At 59.6% G+C, this 19021-nt stretch carries 18 protein-coding genes and 1 tRNA gene; 13 read left to right on the forward strand and 6 right to left on the reverse strand.

Going from position 1 to position 19021, the window contains the following annotated elements; genetic code table 11:
* Nucleotides 1-88: 88 nt before the first annotated feature.
* Nucleotides 89-165 (reverse strand) — tRNA-Arg (locus ACURWW_RS15040).
* Between the two features lie 263 nt (nt 166-428).
* Here ACURWW_RS15040 and ACURWW_RS15045 point away from each other — a divergent pair.
* Together ACURWW_RS15045 and ACURWW_RS15050 are read left to right on the forward strand one after the other, a co-directional pair.
* Nucleotides 429-785 (forward strand): hypothetical protein, encoded by a 357-nt coding sequence (locus ACURWW_RS15045; protein ID WP_445617655.1) that lies wholly within the window; start codon nt 429-431, stop codon nt 783-785.
* Between the two features lie 216 nt (nt 786-1001).
* On the forward strand, nt 1002-2036 hold the full coding sequence (locus tag ACURWW_RS15050) for a GlxA family transcriptional regulator (protein ID WP_445617656.1): 1035 nt from the start codon (nt 1002-1004) through the stop codon (nt 2034-2036).
* Between the two features lie 49 nt (nt 2037-2085).
* Here ACURWW_RS15050 and ACURWW_RS15055 read toward each other — a convergent pair whose 3' ends face one another.
* A complete protein-coding gene (locus ACURWW_RS15055) occupies nt 2086-2568 on the reverse strand; it encodes an Lrp/AsnC family transcriptional regulator (RefSeq protein ID WP_445617657.1) in 483 nt (160 codons plus the stop codon).
* A 317-nt stretch (nt 2569-2885) separates the two neighbouring features.
* On the opposite strand from ACURWW_RS15055, the gene ACURWW_RS15060 reads away from it, so the two are divergent.
* Both ACURWW_RS15060 and ACURWW_RS15065 read left to right on the forward strand, forming a co-directional pair.
* Entirely contained in the window at nt 2886-6368 is a 3483-nt protein-coding gene (locus ACURWW_RS15060; RefSeq protein WP_445617658.1) for an indolepyruvate ferredoxin oxidoreductase family protein, read from the forward strand.
* 73 nt (nt 6369-6441) lie between these two features.
* Nucleotides 6442-7515 carry a Glu/Leu/Phe/Val family dehydrogenase gene (locus tag ACURWW_RS15065; RefSeq protein ID WP_445617659.1) on the forward strand — a complete coding sequence of 358 codons (1074 nt, stop codon included), beginning with the start codon at nt 6442-6444 and terminating at the stop codon, nt 7513-7515.
* Between the two features lie 74 nt (nt 7516-7589).
* On the opposite strand, the gene ACURWW_RS15070 is transcribed toward ACURWW_RS15065, so the two are convergent.
* The 3 genes from ACURWW_RS15070 to ACURWW_RS15080 are packed head-to-tail and all read right to left on the reverse strand — an operon-like array spanning nt 7590 to nt 9116.
* Nucleotides 7590-8261, reverse strand: coding sequence for a glutathione S-transferase family protein (locus ACURWW_RS15070; protein WP_445617660.1), 672 nt, complete (start codon nt 8259-8261; stop codon nt 7590-7592).
* Nucleotides 8262-8301: 40 nt separating this feature from the next.
* The gene (locus tag ACURWW_RS15075; RefSeq protein WP_445617661.1) at nt 8302-8799 is read right to left on the reverse strand and encodes an SRPBCC family protein; all 498 of its coding nucleotides are present in this window, start codon (nt 8797-8799) and stop codon (nt 8302-8304) included.
* Nucleotides 8796-9116: an ArsR/SmtB family transcription factor gene (locus ACURWW_RS15080; protein WP_445617662.1), complete on the reverse strand. Its 321-nt coding sequence runs from the start codon at nt 9114-9116 to the stop codon at nt 8796-8798. The genes ACURWW_RS15075 and ACURWW_RS15080 overlap by 4 nt, the downstream gene beginning before the upstream one ends.
* A gap of 292 nt (nt 9117-9408) precedes the next feature.
* Here ACURWW_RS15080 and ACURWW_RS15085 point away from each other — a divergent pair, with 292 nt between their 5' ends.
* From ACURWW_RS15085 to ACURWW_RS15125, 9 genes are all read left to right on the forward strand, one after another.
* A complete protein-coding gene (locus tag ACURWW_RS15085) occupies nt 9409-9870 on the forward strand; it encodes a MaoC family dehydratase (protein ID WP_445617663.1) in 462 nt (153 codons plus the stop codon).
* A 26-nt stretch (nt 9871-9896) separates the two neighbouring features.
* Nucleotides 9897-10817: an SDR family NAD(P)-dependent oxidoreductase gene (locus ACURWW_RS15090; protein ID WP_445617664.1), complete on the forward strand. Its 921-nt coding sequence runs from the start codon at nt 9897-9899 to the stop codon at nt 10815-10817.
* A gap of 71 nt (nt 10818-10888) precedes the next feature.
* Nucleotides 10889-11281 carry a YybH family protein gene (locus ACURWW_RS15095; protein ID WP_445617665.1) on the forward strand — a complete coding sequence of 131 codons (393 nt, stop codon included), beginning with the start codon at nt 10889-10891 and terminating at the stop codon, nt 11279-11281.
* Between the two features lie 36 nt (nt 11282-11317).
* Nucleotides 11318-12088, forward strand: a complete 771-nt coding sequence (locus ACURWW_RS15100) for an arylamine N-acetyltransferase family protein (RefSeq protein ID WP_445617666.1) — start codon at nt 11318-11320, stop codon at nt 12086-12088.
* Nucleotides 12089-12341: 253 nt separating this feature from the next.
* Entirely contained in the window at nt 12342-14216 is a 1875-nt protein-coding gene (locus ACURWW_RS15105; protein ID WP_445617667.1) for a DUF885 domain-containing protein, read from the forward strand.
* A 183-nt stretch (nt 14217-14399) separates the two neighbouring features.
* Nucleotides 14400-14723, forward strand: a complete 324-nt coding sequence (gene sugE, locus ACURWW_RS15110) for a quaternary ammonium compound efflux SMR transporter SugE (protein ID WP_445617668.1) — start codon at nt 14400-14402, stop codon at nt 14721-14723.
* An 89-nt stretch (nt 14724-14812) separates the two neighbouring features.
* Nucleotides 14813-16042, forward strand: coding sequence for an efflux RND transporter periplasmic adaptor subunit (locus ACURWW_RS15115; protein WP_445617669.1), 1230 nt, complete (start codon nt 14813-14815; stop codon nt 16040-16042).
* On the forward strand, nt 16042-17262 hold the full coding sequence (locus tag ACURWW_RS15120) for an ABC transporter permease (protein WP_445617670.1): 1221 nt from the start codon (nt 16042-16044) through the stop codon (nt 17260-17262). The genes ACURWW_RS15115 and ACURWW_RS15120 overlap by 1 nt, the downstream gene beginning before the upstream one ends.
* Nucleotides 17255-17986 carry an ABC transporter ATP-binding protein gene (locus tag ACURWW_RS15125; protein WP_445617671.1) on the forward strand — a complete coding sequence of 244 codons (732 nt, stop codon included), beginning with the start codon at nt 17255-17257 and terminating at the stop codon, nt 17984-17986. The genes ACURWW_RS15120 and ACURWW_RS15125 overlap by 8 nt, the downstream gene beginning before the upstream one ends.
* Here ACURWW_RS15125 and ACURWW_RS15130 read toward each other — a convergent pair.
* Nucleotides 17963-18958, reverse strand: a complete 996-nt coding sequence (locus ACURWW_RS15130; protein ID WP_458618509.1) for a hypothetical protein — start codon at nt 18956-18958, stop codon at nt 17963-17965. The genes ACURWW_RS15125 and ACURWW_RS15130 overlap by 24 nt on opposite strands.
* Between the last annotated feature and the right edge of the window lie 63 nt (nt 18959-19021).

Here is a 19021-nt window from a genome sequence, read left to right on the forward strand (position 1 = left end):
CCTGCGAATTTGTCGAACTCGGGGAGTCCGAACCAAGATCTCCAGCTGAGCCATACAAAAAAGCCCTCCATTGGAGGGCTTTTTTGTATGGCGCACCCGGAGAGATTCGAACTCCCGACCAAGTGGTTCGAAGCCACCTACTCTATCCAGCTGAGCTACGGGTGCGTGTGAGGGCGCGAATTCTACCCAATTCGTCGGAAAAGGAAAAGGGGGGCGGGGCAAAGGAGGAGGTGAGCGGGGCGCGGGGACCGCAAGCAGATGGTTAGATGGGCTGGCGCTTATGATTTAAATCAATCGTACTCGCCTTTGATGTGGCAAGCGGGATCTCACTTCTTAGAATGTCCACAAAGTAGTTATGGACAATATCCGGTTCAGCCGGGCAAAGGAGTTTTGCAGCCGTTAACCAGAAAGATAACAGAGGTGAGAAGATGTTGAAGAAAATGGGATTCGTTTTGTGCTGTGTGGTCAGCCCGCTGGTAAACGCCGACCTGGTCGGGAGCTATGTGTCTGAGGAGGAATGCACACTGACGGTCGAAACACTGGATCGTGCGGCTGGTTACGCGGACGCCGTTTACAGCCTGCGCTCCGACGGATTTGGCTCCTGTGAATGGACGGGCCTCGGCGTTGGCAAGAGGACCTTTATCGATGCGGGAATAGCCTCAGGCGCCACCCGCGGCTTTGTGGAGGTGCAATGGCCGTTTGGCCCGGCCGGTGAGCAGGTAAGAGTGACCTTCCTGGATACCGACGGCAGCATTCTGCGCAAGGAAACCTACACACGACGATAAACGCGCCGGACAGGTGCCCGCGCGCTGGTGGGTGCAATGGACAACGCGCCAGCATCAGGTCGTGTTGTGATCGAATTCCGAAACCCTTGTGATCACCGGGGGTAGCATCGAGGTCTCTGGAGTATTGCGACCGGGTCTCCTGCTGCCACTCGACCGGTCGAGCGAAATGGGCGGTGTCGCCATCGCTTCGCCAATAATCACAATGAAGGGGTGAGAATGGGTCGAGCAAAGCGAATTGCGGTCCTCGTTTACGAGGACTGCCTTGCTACCGAAGTTTTCAGCCTTTGCGATCTCTTCCTGAAGGCCAATGGACCGGACGCTGGCGCTCCCCTGTTTGAAACGGAGTTGATCAGCGCCACCGGAGGACGGGTCCGGGCCGCGGGCGGTTTTCCCCTCTCGTCGGTGCAACCGTCCCAGCCCTGCGATCTGCTGGTGATTCCCGGTTTCGAGTTCGCGAGTCGCGATGCGCTTTCCCGTCGGCTCCAGGGGCTGCTCGGGGAAGCCCGTCTAATCAAAAAGCTCAGCGACTCGGGTTCTGAGCTGGCCGGGATCGGCCTCGGTGCCATGGTTCTGGCGGAGGCCGGTATGCTGGATGGATGCCATGTTGCGGCGGACTGGCTCCACGCGCCCTTGCTGGCCGAGCGTTATCCCTCAGTGAAGGTGGATGCGGATACTGTAGTGCTGGATGTCGGCGGGATCATCACCACAGGCTCCCCCACGGGCGCCGTGGATCTGGTGATTCACTACCTGTGCAAAGTGGGGGAAGGGGAGCGGGCCGCCCGCATCGCCGGCATTCCGCCAGGCAACGGTACCCTCGACTGTCGTGCCCCTGTGCACAAAGCCACTATCGAAAGCGTCCCGGGCGAGAAAGGATTTTCGGAACGGGTGCGTGAGTGGCTGAAACAACGTTGCCAGCAAGCGTACGACGCGGAAGCATTGGCCCGTGCCTTTCAGGTGAGTGAGCGGACCCTGCTGCGACGCTTTCAGGCGGAAACCGGCCTGTGCCCCCGGACCTATCTGCAATCCTATCGCATGCACCTGGCCAGGCATTTGCTCCGAACCAGTCCCTGGAGCGTGGCCGAGATCTCCGCGCGCATAGGTTGTACGGACACGGCGGAATTCTGCGCGCTTTTCCGGCGAGAGGTGCACCTCTCGCCGGAGGAGTATCGCCACCGCTTTTCATCGCCGTTTCAGGTGCGACGAGAGGAGGGTGACCCGCGCCTGGCGCCGCTGGACCCCCTTCCTTCCTGAATCCCTTCTGGCCCCTTGAGCCATTTCCTGCCGGCAGCATGGGAGCCCTTCAGCGCTCACCCACGGGCAGCTCGGTCGTGTCCTTGATGCGGGTAATCGCCACGTTGGAATGCATCTCCCGGATGTTGGATACCTGAGCCAGGTACTTGCGGGCGAAATTCTCGTAGTGGTGCACGTCCTTGCAGACGATCTTCAGCATGTAGTCCATGGTGCCGGTCATGGTGTAGCACTCCACAACCTCGGGAAATCGCGCCACCTGGCTTTCGAACTCGGAGAGGGCGGAGCCGTGATGGCTCGCCAGGTTCACCGACGTGAATACCACTACCCCGAGCCCCAGTTTCTCCGGATCCAGCAGCGCCACCCGCTTCTTGATATAGCCGGCTTCCTCCAGCCGGCAGATCCGGCGCCAGCAGGGGGACTGGGAAAGGCCCACTTTTTCCGCCAGTTCCGCTGTGGTGAGGCTGGCGTCTTTTTGCAGCAGTCCGAGAAGCTGAAGGTCAACCGGACTGAGCTCGGGAGTAGTGGTTTGCATAATTATTCCCCGGTTTACGGTGCTTTACACTAAGAATATCCCTAGTCTGCCAAGTTTCCCGAAAAATAAAAATAAATTTCCGCCTTATCCTTGATAGATTTCCCAAAACGGCCCACAAGGCCGATTTGGCTAATCCTCACAGTGATCGGGATTGGCTGTTCGTTGGAGCTAGAAGAGAGAAAAAGCCGCGTGTTTCCCTTCCGGGGGGCCAGTGATCCTGGACACCCGAAGCGAAGCAGAATAATGCTGTTTCTTTCCGCCGGTCAGTCGAGCAGTCCCGATCAACTGTTTAAGACCTCAAAAAGGCGGAGATGGATATGGCAGTACGCAAAATCTCGCTCGACGACAAATACGCCCTGGACACAGCCCGGGCCTACATAACGGGCATCGAAGCACTGGTGCGACTTCCCATGCTGCAGCACCAGCGGGACTTGGAGGCGGGGCTCAACACCGCCGGCTTCATATCCGGCTACCGCGGCTCGCCCCTGGGTACCGTGGACCAGGCGCTCTGGAAGGCCAAACCCTACCTGGATAAGCATCACATCCACTTCCAGCCTGGTGTCAACGAAGACTTGGCCGCCACGTCCGTGTGGGGGTCCCAGCAAGTGGGCCTGTTCCCCGGCGCCAAGTACGACGGCGTGTTCGGCATGTGGTACGGCAAGGGCCCCGGCGTGGACCGAAGCATGGACGCCATCAAGCACGCCAACGCCTTCGGTACCAGCAAGCATGGCGGCGTTCTCGCGGTGGCAGGGGACGATCACGCCTGCAAATCATCCACGCTGCCACACCAGAGCGAGCACATGTTCATCGGCGCTTCCATTCCGGTGCTCAACCCGGCCAACGTACAGGAGGTTCTGGACCTGGGTATTTTCGGCTGGGAGCTGTCACGCTTCAGCGGCTGCTGGGTGGGCCTGAAGGCCATCACCGAGAACATGGATTCCGCTATCTCCGCCGAGATTGACCCGCACCGGGTCAACATCGTCATCCCGGAAGATTTCGAGATGCCGCCCGAGGGCCTGAACGCCCGCTGGCCCATCACGCCGCTCGAGCAAGAGCGGATCCTCAACAAATACCGCATCTACGCCGCCCGGCACTTCGCCCGCGCCAACAACCTCAACAAGGTGATGATCGACAGCCCCAACCCGCGGCTGGGCATCATCACCAGCGGCAAGTCCTACCTCGACGTGCTGCAAGCTTTGGAGGACCTGGGCATCGATGAGCGCATGGCCGCCGAGATCGGCCTGCGGGTGTTCAAACTGGGCATGTCCTGGCCGCTGGAGCCGGTGGGCACTCACGAGTTTGCCAAGGGCCTGGAAGAGATCCTTGTTGTGGAGGAAAAGCGCAGCATTATCGAGGATCAGCTCACAGGCCAGCTCTACAACTGGCCCGTCAGCGAGCGCCCGCGGGTGATCGGGGAGTTTGATGAGAATCACCAGGACCTGCTGCCCAACCTTGGGGAGTTGACTCCCGCGCAAATCGCCCGAGCCATCGCTTCGCGCATCAGCCGCTTCTTCGACTCGGAGCTGATGCACAAGCGTCTGGAGTTCCTGGAAGCCAAGGAGCAGCGCCTGGCCCAGCCGCGCAAACTGGTGGAGCGCAGGCCGCATTTCTGCTCCGGCTGCCCTCACAACACCTCCACCAAACTGCCGGACGGCAGCGTGGCCTTTGCAGGCATCGGCTGCCACTACATGGCTCAGTGGATGGATCGCGATACCCTCACCACCACCCAGATGGGCGGAGAAGGGGCCATCTGGATCGGGCAGGCGCCCTTTGTGGAAACGCCCCACGTATTCCAGAACCTGGGCGACGGAACCTACTTCCATTCGGGCCTGCTGGCCATTCGTTCGGCCATCGCCTCAGGCGTCAACATCACCTACAAGATCCTCTACAACGACGCGGTGGCAATGACTGGCGGTCAGCCGGTGGATGGCACGCTGACGGTGGACCAGATTGTTCATCAGCTGCGCGGCGAAGGCATCAAGCGCATCGCGCTGGTGAGCAACGAGCCGGACAAATACGGACACGATTTTCCGCGCTTCGAAGGGCTCACCATCGATCACCGGGATGACCTGGACGCAATTCAGGACGAACTGCGCAAGACCCCCGGCACCACTATTCTGATTTACGACCAGGGCTGCGCCTCGGAGAAGCGCCGCAAGCTGAAAAAACTGGCAAGCCCGCCGTTGCCCAAGCGCGTGTTCATCAACAAGGCCGTGTGCGAAGGCTGCGGGGACTGCAGTGAAAAATCCAATTGCCTCTCGGTGCTGCCCGCCGCAACGGAAGCGGGCGTGAAGCGGGAGATTGATCAGAACGCCTGCAACCACGATTACTCCTGCCTGAAGGGTTTCTGCCCCAGCTTCGTCACCCTCGAAGGGGCCGAACTGCGCAAGAGCAAATCCGGCGCAGGCGAGATCGACTTCCCGGAACTGCCGGAGCCTGTAAAACCCGCCATCCACCAACCCTGGAACATCGTCATCACCGGCGTGGGTGGAACCGGCGTGCTCACGGTCGGTTCACTGCTGGCCATGGCCGCTCACATTGAAGGGTTGGGCTGCTCCACCCTGAACCAGACCGGTCTGGCCCAGAAATTCGGCTCCGTCATCAGTCATGTGCGCATTGCCAAACAGCAGGACGACATCTACTCGGTTCGGGTTCCCGCCGGCGACGCGGACCTGCTGCTGGGTTGCGATCTGGTGGTTTCCGCTTCCGACGAATCCCTGGCCAAACTGCGCAAGGGTCGCTCCTATGCGGTGGTGAACGAGTATCAGTCGGTCACCTCGGATTTCATCTTCGAGAAGGACTACCAGTTCCCGGCGGAAGACATGAAAGCAGCCATAGGCGCGGAAGTGGGCGATGACCACCTCAGCCTCACTGACGCGACGCGCATTGCCCGCCAGGTGCTGGGCGATTCCATTGCCGGCAACCTGTTTCTGCTCGGCTACGCCTACCAGCGCGGCCTGATTCCCCTGCAAGCCGAGTCCATCGACGCGGCAATCGAGCTGAACAAAGTCGCGATCGAGATGAACCGCCAGGCCTTCCTCTGGGGTCGGGTCGCCGCGGCACAGCCGCAATTCCTGGATCAGTATCTGGGCGGAGAGCAGGAATTCACTCCTCTCACTGACCTGGACGAGATCATTGAATGGCGAGCCAAGTTCCTGGTGGATTATCAGGACCAGGCCTATGCGGACAAGTACCGCAACTTCGTGGCCCGCGTGCGGAAAACCGAGGAAGTGGCTCTGGGTACCGAGGACAAGGCTTCGCTGAAGTTCACCAAAGCCGTGGCGAAAAGCTACTTCAAGCTGCTGGCCTATAAGGACGAGTACGAAGTGGCTCGGCTTTACACCCAAACCGACTTCCGCGATCAGTTGCGTAACCGCTTCAGTGGCAAGTTCAAGGTGAGCTTCCAGTTTGCACCGCCACTGCTTGCGAAGAAGGATCCGCACACCGGGCATCTGCGCAAGCGCGAATTCGGCCCCTGGGTCTGGCCACTGCTCAGTGCCGTAGCACGGCTCAAATTCCTGCGCGGTACCCGCTTTGACCCGCTGTCCTACACTGCCGAGCGGCGGCTGGACCGCGAGTTGATCGCAAGCTTCGAGCAGTCAGTGGAACAGTTGCTCCCGAACATCAACTGGGACAACCACACCACAGCCGTGGAAGTTGCCAAGCTGCCTCAAAGTGTGCGCGGCTACGGACACGTGAAGGAGAAGGCAGCGGAAGGCTATCGCCAGCAACTCGCTGCCTTGATGGATCGCTTTGCCAACCGGGAGCAGGTTGTTCGCATCGTGGATCGGGTTGCGTAAAGCCCATGGAAGAGGTGCAAAACAACCGTCCGCTTTCCAAACAGTTTTTGGTGGATTTCAGGAGCCAGGCAGTATGAACATCTTCGACAACCCGCATTACGACAAGCACGAAAAAGTGGTGTTTGGTTACGACGAGGCTTCGGGCCTCAAAGCCATCATCGCCGTTCACAACACCGCCCTTGGCCCCTCGCTGGGCGGGTGCCGGATGCATCCCTATGCCACCGAGGAGGCTGCTCTCGCGGATGTGCTGCGTTTGTCCAAGGGCATGACCTACAAATCCGCCATGGCGGAACTGCCCCTGGGTGGCGGCAAGTCGGTGATTATCGGCGACCCGGCAAAAGACAAGACCCCTGCACTGATGGAAGCGATGGGCGAGTTCGTGGAAACCGTCAGCGGCCACTATATCGTGGCCAAGGACATGGGCATTACCGTCGATGACCTTGCCATCATGGCCCGTCGCAGCAAACACGTGAGCGGTGTGTCCGGCACCCTCGACGAGGCGGGCCAACAGCGGGACGGCGATCCGTCGCGCTCAACGGCCTACGGTATGTTCTGTGGGGTTATGGCCTCTGTGAAGCATCGCTACGACCGCACCGACCTGGAGGGTTTGCGCGTCGCCGTTCAGGGCCTGGGCAGCGTGGGTTACCGATTGGCGAGCATGCTGCAAGAGCAGGGTGCCCAATTGCTGGTGACCGACATCAACGCGGCCAACGTGCAGCGGGCGGTGGATGAATTGGGGGCGAAAGCCGTATCCGCCGACGAGATTCTGACCCTGGAGGTGGACATTTTGTCCCCCTGCGCCATGGGGGCGGTGATCAACGATCAGACTGTGAACAGCATTCGCGCAGATATCGTTGCCGGCGCCGCCAACAACCAGTTGGCAACGCCCGCTCACGGCGAGACGCTGTTCCGTCGCGGCATTCTGTACGCGCCCGACTACGTCATCAATGCGGGCGGCATCATCGATGCCTGGTACATGGAAACCCGACCGGATGACGCAAAAGCGCTGAAGGCCCACGTGGAGAACATCGCCAACACCTTGGAGGCGATCTTCCAGGAGTCCGACCGCGCTCAGCTTCCCACCAACGTTATTGCCGACCGCATGGCGGAATCCCGCCTGCAGGTCGAACAACGCATGGCTTCATAGCGGCCCTGTCGAGATCCCTCGATCTCGCTTTGGCAGCTTCCTCCCGTCTCTCGCTGGGAGTGAAGCTGCATTTTTTATTCCTGCTCCGATTCGTTCTCGCTGTGCTGGTACGGGAACGAGTCGAGATACGGCGCGGCCTCCTCGAGAACGCGCGCAATAGAAGAGCGCTCCTGAAGGCGTCGCAGAAACGCCGACAGCCTCTGTTCGCTCTCTCCGAAGGGCTGAATCTTGTTGGCATAGAACAGAGCCGGAGCGGCGGCGCAGTCCGCAAGAGTGAAGGCGCTGCCCGTGGTCCATTCACGTTGATTCAGGAGGTCCTCCAGCACACCGTAGGCCCGGCTCAGCGTCTGTCGCGCCTGTTGTACGCCCAACGCATCACTTTGCTCCGGCGACCGCATAGAGTCGGCGACTATTTTTTGCATTGGGTGTTGCAGGTAACAGTCGTAAAAGCTGTCCCAGCGGCGCGCCTCCAGGGCCTGGTCCGGATCCGCCGGGATCATGGTGCCTCCATGGTACAGATCCAGGTATTCGATCACTGCGGCGGATTGGGGAATGGTCCGCTCTCTGAACTCGTCCCGTAGCACGGGAAACTGGCCCATGGGCCAGACCTTGTAGAAATTTTCCCGGCTCTGTTCGTCCCCAAGATCCACCAGTGTCGGGGCAAAGGGAATAGCCGCTTCATACAGCGCGATCAGCGGCTTCCAGCAAAACGAGGACAGCGGGTGGTAGTAGAGGGTCAGTGACATGATCGCTCCCGGGGCGTTACCCGTTGTGGACAATTGTGGACTACATCATTTCCTTTTTGATCAACTCGAGCATCTGCTCGTAGGCCGCGCCCCAACCGTCCTCGAAGCCCTGCTCCTCGTGGGATTTTCGCGCGTCCTCGCTGGCGTGGCGGGCGATGGCGATGTAGCGGGTCCCGCCTTCGATGGGTTCGAAAAGAAGGGTGGCGGTAAAGAAGTGATTGAAGCAGTCGTTGGGCAGGGCGGCGGGGCGATAGTCACGTTCCAGCGCGTCGGTCCAGACGAGTTTTCTGTTCTCAACAACTTCCAGATAGCAGGCTTTGTTGGGGACGTCCTCTCCATCCGGGCCGCGCATGCGGGTGTAAAACAGACCACCGGGGCGCAGTTCGATTTCACACTCGGTGGTCTGCCAGGGGGCGGGGGTAAACCAGCGCTTGATGTGCTCGGGTTGAGTCCAGGCCTTCCAGAGCAGCTCCGGCGGCGCACTGGCGGTGCGCTCGAATACCAGGTCCAGGCGCGGATCGTGTTGCATCGTGCTCATGGCGTTTCCTCCTCTTGCAGGTGTTGGAGATAGTCATCCAGTTGGTCGAGGCGTTGCTCCCAGAGTCGGCGCCGCTGCTGCAACCACTGTTCGGCGGTGGCCAGGGTCCGGGGGCGGAGTTGATAAATTCGCGCGCGGCCTTTTTTCTCGGAGCTTACAAGCTGGCTCTGCTCCAGCACTTTCAGGTGCTGCGTGAAGGAGGGGAGGGCCATGGAGAACGGTTGGGCCAACTCCCCGACCGACGCGGGACCGGAGCTGAGGCGCGCCACAACGGCCAGTCGGGTCGGGTCCGACAGGGCGTGGAAGATGCGGTCCATTTGAATCAATTGCTTAGGCATAAACCTAAGTATAGGGAAGAGAAATAGGAAGGTAAAGACCTAAGTAAAAGCTTGTTCGCTTGCGCGGCCCGCTAACGGAGTGGATCGACAATCGTCCGTGGGCTCGATGTGAGTTCGGGATCGGGTCGGACCTTTCGAAAGTGAGCTTTTTGCAGACCTTCCGTTTTCATCCGCGGAAGGTTCTGCTTTTTTGCTCTCTTTCCTCAAACGCCACACTCGCATAAACTTCCCTGCACCACTCATACAACAACAGTATTCAGAGGAGGGGGGCATGAGCGTCGTCATACCGCGCGCACAAACCGGCGATTACATCGGCTTTGAAACCGAACCAACCGCCTGGCTGAAAATAGAACAACCCCGCATCGACGCATTCGCGGACGTCACTGAAGACCATCAGTTCATCCACGTGGATCCCGCCAAAGCCAGCGAGAGCCCCTTTGGTACCACCATCGCCCACGGCTTTCTCACCCTTTCCCTGCTGTCCCACTTTGCCGAAAGCTTCGGAGTCAAGATCGAGGGAGTGGTGATGGGTATCAATTATGGCTTCGACAAGGTCCGCTTCCTCAACCCTGTCAAGGTTGATAGCGAGATTCGAGCGCGGGCCAGGGTACTCGATATCAATGAGAAGAACCCCGGCCAGTACATGATCAAGTATGAAATCACCGTGGAGATCAACGGCGAAGACAAGCCGGCCCTGCTTGCCGAATGGCTGACCATGCAGGTTGTTCACTGATTTTATTCAACATAGAGGTAGAGACAATGACGATTCGTTTTGACGGAAAAGTGGCCATCGTAACCGGCGCTGGTCAGGGCCTGGGCCGCTCCCACGCCCTCGCTCTGGCAGCTCGTGGAGCCAAAGTCGTGGTCAACGACCTGGGCGCCGCCCGGGACGGCAGCGGCGCCTCTTCGGCCGCCGCCCAGGAAGTGGTCAAACTGATTGAAGAGCAGGGCGGCGAAGCCATTGCCCATGGCGCCAACGTAGCAAGGTTTGACGAAGTGCAGGACATGGTTCAGAAGACCATGGACAAATGGGGTCGCGTGGACATCCTCATCAACAACGCCGGTATCCTGCGGGACAAGACCTTCTCCAAAATGTCCCTGGACGATTTTCGTCTCGTGGTTGATGTACACCTGATAGGCACCGTCAACTGCTGCAAGGCCGTATGGGACATCATGAAGGAACAGAGCTACGGCCGCATCGTGGTCACAACTTCCTCCAGTGGGCTGTACGGCAATTTCGGGCAGAGTAACTATGGCGCCGCCAAAATGGGTGTGGTGGGCCTGATGAACACCCTGGTGCTGGAAGGAGCCAAGTACAACATCAAGGTTAACGCCCTGGCCCCAACCGCCGGCACCCGCATGACCGAGGACATCATTCCCGAAGAAGCATTCAAACTCATGACCCCGGAATCCGTTACCACCGGTCTGCTCACCCTCTGCCACGACGATTCTCCGAACCGCTACATCCTATGCGCCGGCGCCGGCGGCTACGCCAGCACTCATGTCTATGAAAACGACGGCATCTATCTGGCGCCTGAAGACCAGACACCGGAAGCGGTGATGGCGGCGATGGCAAGGCTGAATGATGCATCGACGCAGGAGGAATTTACCCGAGGTGGCCAACAGACGGAAAAATTCCTGAAGAAGGCTATGGCCTATCTGAGCGGGAAGGGGAAGTAAGCAGTAGTGATCCGACGTTGGAAAGGGGGACGCCCCCTTTCTGGCCTGGCAAACAACAAGGGAAAAGTTACGTGGACGATCAACGACTCGAAGAACTGAAACAGCTCATCAAAAATCTGGAAGCGGCGCTGAATGCGCATGACGCAGTTGCCTACAATGAATACTTCAGTAGCGACATATCCTGGGGAAATCCCAACGGCGGACTGACCAGTAGTCTTGACGAACTCCATCCCGTTCACAAAGAGTTCCTTGGCGGACCGCTGAAGAATTCCACATTCAGGTACATCATTGAGCGCCTTGAGCTTATCACTCAGGATACGGCGTATGCACACGTGCGCCTCACCCGATATTCGGCAAGCAATGCCGTCGAATCGGATGAGCGATGCCTGTATCTGTTCGCTCGCAAGCAGGGTGCCTGGTGGCTTTGTGCCGGCCATAATACCCGGATCAAAACGCCATCGTGATAGGGCACATGCTCGCTGCGCAGGACTAGTTGCCATATGCTGAGAGCCAGTCAGATCCAGCAATATCTCAACAGGCTAAAGATCAGCGCACTCGCGAGCGCGGATAGCCTCGGCCTGAAACAACTTCAGCACGCCCATCTGCAAACCGTTCCGTTCGAGAACCTATCGATCCATTGGGGGGAGCCCATGGAGTTGTCGATTCCGGGCTTTTTTCAGAAGGTCGTGGCTGACCGGCGCGGGGGGGTTTGTTACGAGTGCAATGGGCTTTTTGCGTCCTTGTTGAGGGGCCTGGGCTATGACACAACGCTTCTCTCCGCGCAGGTTGCGCGAAGTGACGGCACCTATACGCCAGAGTTTGACCATATGCTGCTGCTTGTGAGCCTGGGCGAGCCGTGGCTCGTCGATGTGGGCTTTGGGGATTCGTTTCGCACACCGCTCAGATTTGCGGTCGGCGCGACTCAGTTTGAGACAGGCCGCGCGTACCGCATCGAGAGGAGCGATGGATTCTATGTGCTGCATCAGAAACTTCGCGAGGAAGACTGGTGCCCCCAGTTCAGGTTTACGCTAAAGCCCCGGACGTTGGCGGATTTCCAGGAGATGTTCTATTTTCACCGCGACTCAGCGGACTCGCATTTTCGGCGCGCGCCATTAGCCACCATAGCGACGTCGGACGGTAGAAAAACGCTGAGCGGTTTTAAGTTTATCCGTTCGTCGCTGGACGGGCAGCGTTCGGAACAAGAAATACCCGAGCATGACTATTCCGGTATCCTGAATCGCGAGTTCGATATTGTGCGCTCACGCACCTGACACGTTCTCCTTCGAGGGCGTGATACTCCCCGTTTGCTGGTGTTGCGCGACTTTCCTGCAGGTTTTGACCTTTATCAGACAGGATCTGGCCGGCGCTTTGTCTAAAATGGGAGCTCTCGGGCGACTACACAGACGTTGGTCGTCGAAACGGCGATAATCGAAATAGTCGATGAAACCTGCTGTTTCCAGTCTAATCCCAAAGCACCACAGAACCGGGCGCTGACAGGCCGCCCGAACGATAAAGGATTACCTTATGAAAAACATGGTTTTAGCATTGAGCATTGCCGCCCTCGTGCCCGCGGCGATGGCCGCGGAACCGGCGGTTAACGAGACGGCCTCTTCCGAGGCAACACAGGAGAACGCCGCAAGCTTTCATGATCTGCTTGAGGAGCTGGCCGCCCGCAGCATCAATACCGATCCGGAGCTGCGCACCATGCTCGGCCTTTCCGGTGACGGCGTGGGCGACCTGTCGGATCAGATGACCGATGTTTCCCTGCCGCGGCGCGCCGAGCTGCGCGCGGAACTCCGGGAGGGGCTGGAGGCCGTGAACGCCTATGATCGTGAGGCGCTGGAAGGGCAGGAGCGCTGGAGCCACGACCTGGCCACTTGGTTTTACCGCACCCAGATCGACCTGATGGAGTTTGACTGGGCGGCGGCCTGGATGCCGGCGGGGAGTTCGGTGTACGCGGTGGACCAACTCTTCAGCATCCCGGTCGTGATTCCCCAGTTCATGGAGAACCATCACCGGGTGGCTGATGACAGCGACGCGCAGAATTACATCGCCCGATTGGAAGCCATCGCCCGCAAGCTCGATCAGGTCCTTGCCAACTTCGACCTGCAGGCCGAGCAGGGCGTGATACCGCCCAAGGTCGCCCTCGAGGGAGCAGCCGGGCAGATTCGCTCGCTGTTGGAGCCCGAACCCGCCGCGAGTTTCTTTGTTAAAACACTGGAGAGAAAGCTGGAAGGCCTGTCCGGGTTTGACGCCAAGCGTCGCCAGGCATTGTTAAAGGAGGCCGAGGCGGCAGTCCGGGAGCACACCAATCCCGCTTACGGACGGTTGCTCGCGCGCCTGGAGCAGACGCTCGAGAAGAACCCGCCGAACCGGGGTGCGTGGGCTCTGCCGGACGGCAAAGCGTTTTATGACGCGGCGCTGCGCTGGAACACCAGCACCAACCTGGACGCGGACGCCATCCACCAGATCGGCCTTGACGAAGTGGCTCGCATCGAAAAACGGATGGATGAACTGCTGCGCAAGCAGGGGCTGAGCAAAGGCTCGGTAGGCGAGCGGGTGACGAGGCTGGCGAAGGATCCCCGCTTTGCCTATGAAGACTCCGATGAGGGTCGGGCGGAGGTGATCGCCGACATCGAGGCCGCGCTCGACCGCCTTAGTGTCCACATCCCCGATTATTTCAGCCGCGTTCCCGAGCAGGCACTGCAGGTGCGGCCGGTGCCGGAACATGCACAGGCGACCGCTCCCGGTGGTTACTATTTCCCGCCGGCGCTGGACGGGTCGCGCCCGGGCACGTTCTTCATCAACCTTGGGGACATCAATTCCAACAATCGCTGGAGCCTGCCGACGCTCGCTTACCACGAGGGCTCCCCGGGGCACCACTTTCAGATATCCCTGAGCCAGACGATTGAGGGCCTGCCGATGCTGCGGCGTACACTGAACCCGAGCGCCTTCACTGAAGGCTGGGCACTGTATGCCGAGCAGCTCGCCGCCGAGATGGGCCTGTACGAGGACAACCCCCTGGGGGACCTGGGACGCCTGCAGGCCGAAATGTTCCGCTCCGTGCGGCTGGTAGTGGACACCGGCCTGCATCGCAAGCAATGGACGCCGGAGCGCGCCGAGGCCTACATGATCGAGAAAACAGGCATGAACCCCGGCGACGTGCGCGTCGAGATCAACCGGTATCTGGTGCAACCCGGTCAGGCGAGCTCATACAAGATGGGTCACCTGAAGATGATCGAAATTCGCGAGAATGCCCACAAGCGATTGGGCGATCGTTTCGACATCCGGGCCTTCCATGACCTTGTGTTGGGCAACGGCGCGTTGCCACTGCTGGTGCTGGAGCAGGTGGTGGATGAGTGGGTGGCCTCGGTGGAGGCCGCAAGCTCGAAGTCCTGATCCGGGCGTTCATGTTTTTGGAAAAAGGGGGTGGCGACTGTCTATCCCCTTTTTTATGGGCGATGTACCAAGCCGCGAAGGGCCATCCTAATATGCGCCGAACTGGTCGGACACATGGAAACCCAACAACAGTTATGATGGAACCCCATGAGGGCGGCGGCCCTGTTATCTGCGGAGCTTAATATGAATTGGGTAATTCTGGTGTTGGCGGGGCTGCTGGAAGTGGTGTGGGCGGTTGGCCTGAAGTACACCCAAGGATTCACAAAGGTCGGCGCAAGCGTCTTTACTGTGGTGGCAATGATCGGGAGCTTTTACCTGCTCAGCCTGGCCATGCGCACACTCCCGCTGGGCACGGCCTATGGCGTGTGGGTGGGCATCGGGGCCGTGGGTGCGGCCCTGGCGGGCATAGTGCTTTTCCGGGAGCCGGTGACTGTTCTGCGGCTTGTGAGCCTGTTGCTGGTGGTCGCGGGGATTGTGGGGCTTAGAATCTCCACTCCCGCTGACTGACAAAGCGTAAAGAAGCAAAGGAGCTTCAACCGAAGTGTGGCAAGTGGGTAAACTGGTGCTTCTGAGCGGTTCTGAACCGGAGGCACTTCTTGCGCGCGCCCCACTACAAGCCCGTGTTAATCCTGACGGCGGTGTTGCTGGCCCTGGGCTTGGGCGTATTGCGTTGGTGGCAGGGGCCGCAGGTTCAGGGCTACACAGTGGAGCAGATTCCGCTGGTGCAGACGGTGGTGGCCACAGGGCGGGTGGTGACCGTATCGCGTACCCAGATCGGCAGTGAAATCACCGGTGTCGTGCTGGAGCGCCGGGTGGAGGAGGGGGACATTGTCGCGCCCGGCGACACCCTGCTTTTGCTGAAAGCGGATGACATCGCCGCCCAAGTGCGTCAGGCAGAAGCCGCGCTCACTGAGCTCGAAACCAGAACCCGCCCTCAAGCCGAGCTGGCGCTCGCCCGCGCGCAGTTGCAGTTTTCCCAGGCTCGCCGGGAAACAGAGCGGCGAAGGGAGCTGGCTGCGCGATCACTGCTGTCCACCGAAGCCCTTGAGCTAACGGAGCAGGCCGAGCGACTGGCGCGCAACGAGCTGCAAACTGCCCGTTTGACGGCTCAAGCCCTGGCTCCCGGCAATGTGGAGGAGGTTCTGTTGCGGGAAAGGTTGGCGGAACTGCGGGCGCAACTCGCCAAAACCGTGGTGCGCTCCGAAGTGGCTGGGAAGATACTCACTCGCGATGTGGAGCCCGGGGACCTGGTACAGCCTGGCCATGTGCTGTTCACCATCGCCCTGGCCGGCGGCACAGAGATCCGTGTACCGGTGGATGAGCGGAATCTGTCGCGGCTGGCCTTGCAGCAGGACGCCCTGGCGGTTGCCGATGCCTACCCCGGGCGACCCTTTCCCGCCCGCATTCATTTCATCGCCCCCAGTATCGACCCCCAACGGGGCACCGTGGAGGTTCGGCTCATTGTCGATCCTGTCCCGGAATTCCTGCGGCAGGACATGACGGTATCGGTAAACATCGAAACCGGCCGCCGCGACCAGGCGCTGGCCGTTCCCAACGATGCGCTGGACACGGTGCAGGGTAATCAGGCTCAGGTGCTGGTGGTGCGAGGCGGCAGGGTACAACGGCGGAACGTAACGCTGGGCTTGCGTGGCCAGGCCATGTCGGAGGTTCTCGCCGGACTGGACGCGGGCGCTCGGGTGCTTGCGGATCCCACCGTTCCGCTGGACGACGACACACGGGTACGCTTCACGGAACGCGAGGCGCCGGTTGCGGGCAGCGGCGGCGACTCCGCAACCCGCAACGAACTGCCGGTGAATCTGAACTGATGGACGCGTTGCGGCGGCTGTGGACCGAGTGGACCATTGCCACGCGCTTTCTGCGCGATGGTCGCGCGCAGTCCCTGATGATCATGCTGGGCGTGGCCGTGGGCGTCGCCGTAATCGTATTTATCACCGCGCTGATTCAGGGGCTTCAGTCCAACATCGTCGAGCGCACCCTCGGCACCCAGGCCCATATCCGGCTGCTGTCGCCCGACGAAGCGAACATCGTGCTACCGCCGCAAGCCGGCGTTCTGCAACTGGTGCAGGACGACAAACGGGCACAACGCCTGCGGTCGATCAACAACTGGCAGCAGGTCAGCTCCACCCTGGATCGTCTGCCCGGCCTTACGGCGGTATCGCCCGTGGTGTCGGGGCCGGCGTTTGCCCGCCGGGGCGAGGCCCTGGAATCCGTGGCCCTGATGGGTATCGATGTGGAACGCTATCGCCGCATCATCGAGCTGGAGACCTACCTGATCGGAGGGCAACTGCGCATCGGTGCCGACGAGGTGTTGATTGGCCGCTTGCTGGCCGACGATCTGGGCGTGAACGTCGGGAGCAAGCTGCGGTTGGAGACGGGCCAACAGAACACCGCCGTGGTCAACATTGCCGGAATCTTCGAGCTGGGTGTGCGGGAGCTGGATTCACGTTATGTGTACCTGGACCTGAAACAGGCCCAGTCGCTGCTGGATCTGCCGGGTGGAGTGACTGTCATTGATCTGACGGTAACAAAGATTTTTGCGGCGGACTCGATTGCGGCGCAGGTGGAGCGCCTGACGTCATTGCGCGCAGAGAGCTGGATCGAGACCAATGCCCAGTTGATGAACGCCCTGACCGCGCAGGGCCTGTCCACCAACATGATCATTGTGTTCGTGGCCATTTCCGTGGCCTTTGGCATTGCCAGCGTATTGTCGGTGAGCGTGGTGCAGCGGACCCGCGAGATCGGCATCCTGCGCGCGACGGGTGCCACCCGGCAGCAGATTCTGCGAGTGTTCCTGATACAGGGGGCACTGTTCGGCCTGTTCGGTTCGGTTATCGGAATCGTAGTCAGTTATGTGCTGGTCTGGGTCTTCAACAATCTTGGTCCGGGCCTGTTTTATATCCCGATCCCCACGGCAGTGGTGGTGGCCGCGTTGCTGCTCGCCACCCTCACTGGCGTGCTGGCGGCTGCCGTGCCGTCCCGCCGTGCCGCCCGACTCGACCCGGTGGTGGCTATTCGCTATGTCTGATGCAAGCAGCGAAGTGCTGCGTCTGGAGGCACTCCGCAAATCCTATAACATCGGCCGGCCCAACGAGACCGAGGTGCTGCACGGACTTGATCTGTCAATCGGCCGCAGCGACTTCGCCGCCCTGGTTGGCCCTTCGGGTTCGGGGAAAAGCACACTCCTGAATGTGATCGGCCTTCTCGACCGACCGACCAGCGGCGAGCTCTATCTGCTCGGGCATCCCACCCGCGGCATGGATGACGCGGGCCGCACCGCTTTGCGCGGCAGCGCCATTGGTTTCGTGTTCCAGTTTCACCATCTGATTCAGGCCTTCACCGCCATTGACAATATACTGATGCCATTAATGCTGACCCGTGGCAAACCCGACAGGACGGCCATGCAAAGGGCCAGGGAACTCCTGGCTGCGGTGGGGCTGGAAAAGTATGCAGACACCAAACCCAATCAGCTCTCTGGTGGTCAGCAACAACGCGTTGCCATCGCCCGGGCACTGATTACCGAGCCGGCGCTGTTGCTCGCCGACGAACCTACCGGCAATCTCGATACCAGCACGGCCGCCGAGGTTTTTGAACTCCTGCGCCGATTCAACCAGGAGCGCGGCTGCGCGGTTCTGCTGGTAACCCACGATCCACGCCTGTCGTCTGCCTGCGACCGCACCATTGATCTGGTGGATGGGCGGATCGTCAGTGACGTTGGCCGCTCTGAACTAGAAGTTCCACATAGTCCATAGCCCAAATTCATTCGACTCCCTGTCGAAACTGGCACTCGTTTCTTCAATTCGTTTACCAACAACCGCCACAGTAAGATAGGGTGCTACTTTCCAGTCCCAGCCAACTTGCACGTACTCTTTCTCATAGCTTGGATTCAAACGTCGACTCGGTTTGGTGGTGTCATAACGCACAAAAACGGAGTGTTTCGGCGAATAACCATAACTCGCCCAGGCACTCGAGCCACTACTGGAATCTTCGACGAGACTGGCGACTTGTTTCCAGTTGTTGTTGTAAGCGTACTCAATACCTAGGCGCATCTGGTTTAGTTGATAATTGACAGACGCATTAAAGCGCTCCGCGGTATGGATTTTCGGAGCCTCATCCTTGTCCTGGGTACGAGCGCCACGGTAACCGCCAACAGCAATGTCCAGTCCGGGAGCAACGTGCCAGGCAGCGTAGGCTTCGACGTCCACTGAATCCCCAACTCTTGGTTTCCTGAATCCGCCGCCAGTCACTACCGAAACCGCATAACTGAGAGTTTCACCCCGGTTGGAGTAATGGATGCCTAAATCCGTTGGTTCGGAGAGCTGATTCATTGTCGTCAGGCTTGGATCAACGTAGCGGTAACCCACTTTGCGAGCGATATAATCAATCCATGGTAACGGGGCGACGCCAAGCTGCAGGACCTGTCGATTCGAAAATTTGCGTTGGACATAGGCGTGACGGAACCAAACATCGGTCGGGTCATTCTGACGGCGCCAGTGAACGTCCGTCGTGACCACTGCGCTCCATCTATCATCAAACCGATGGTTGAAGTCGAGATAAAAGCGTTTCAGATCCAGACCCCAACCCTCGACGTCGGAGCTGCGGTCTTGCTGCTGAATATTGCTTGCATTAATGAACAGCTGGCTCGAGAAATTTGTTTCCGCTTGTGCGGAAACACTCAACGATCCTCCTATAAGGGATGCCTTTGCGAGTTTGGACAACTTCATAGTATATATCTACATCTAATAACCGTCCTTCAAGTAAGATTGTACTACATTGCCGGTGATGTC

Source organism: Gilvimarinus sp. F26214L (assembly GCF_054401055.1).

Coding starts and splice junctions, on each gene's coding strand:
- ACURWW_RS15045 (WP_445617655.1), top strand. CDS start 429: ATGTTGAAGAAAATGGGATTCGTTTTGTGCTGTGTGGTCAGCCCGCTG.
- ACURWW_RS15050 (WP_445617656.1), top strand. CDS start 1,002: ATGGGTCGAGCAAAGCGAATTGCGGTCCTCGTTTACGAGGACTGCCTT.
- ACURWW_RS15055 (WP_445617657.1), bottom strand. CDS start 2,568: ATGCAAACCACTACTCCCGAGCTCAGTCCGGTTGACCTTCAGCTTCTC.
- ACURWW_RS15060 (WP_445617658.1), top strand. CDS start 2,886: ATGGCAGTACGCAAAATCTCGCTCGACGACAAATACGCCCTGGACACA.
- ACURWW_RS15065 (WP_445617659.1), top strand. CDS start 6,442: ATGAACATCTTCGACAACCCGCATTACGACAAGCACGAAAAAGTGGTG.
- ACURWW_RS15070 (WP_445617660.1), bottom strand. CDS start 8,261: ATGTCACTGACCCTCTACTACCACCCGCTGTCCTCGTTTTGCTGGAAG.
- ACURWW_RS15075 (WP_445617661.1), bottom strand. CDS start 8,799: ATGAGCACGATGCAACACGATCCGCGCCTGGACCTGGTATTCGAGCGC.
- ACURWW_RS15080 (WP_445617662.1), bottom strand. CDS start 9,116: ATGGACCGCATCTTCCACGCCCTGTCGGACCCGACCCGACTGGCCGTT.
- ACURWW_RS15085 (WP_445617663.1), top strand. CDS start 9,409: ATGAGCGTCGTCATACCGCGCGCACAAACCGGCGATTACATCGGCTTT.
- ACURWW_RS15090 (WP_445617664.1), top strand. CDS start 9,897: ATGACGATTCGTTTTGACGGAAAAGTGGCCATCGTAACCGGCGCTGGT.
- ACURWW_RS15100 (WP_445617666.1), top strand. CDS start 11,318: ATGCTGAGAGCCAGTCAGATCCAGCAATATCTCAACAGGCTAAAGATC.
- ACURWW_RS15105 (WP_445617667.1), top strand. CDS start 12,342: ATGAAAAACATGGTTTTAGCATTGAGCATTGCCGCCCTCGTGCCCGCG.
- sugE (WP_445617668.1), top strand. CDS start 14,400: ATGAATTGGGTAATTCTGGTGTTGGCGGGGCTGCTGGAAGTGGTGTGG.
- ACURWW_RS15120 (WP_445617670.1), top strand. CDS start 16,042: ATGGACGCGTTGCGGCGGCTGTGGACCGAGTGGACCATTGCCACGCGC.
- ACURWW_RS15125 (WP_445617671.1), top strand. CDS start 17,255: ATGTCTGATGCAAGCAGCGAAGTGCTGCGTCTGGAGGCACTCCGCAAA.
- ACURWW_RS15130 (WP_458618509.1), bottom strand. CDS start 18,958: ATGAAGTTGTCCAAACTCGCAAAGGCATCCCTTATAGGAGGATCGTTG.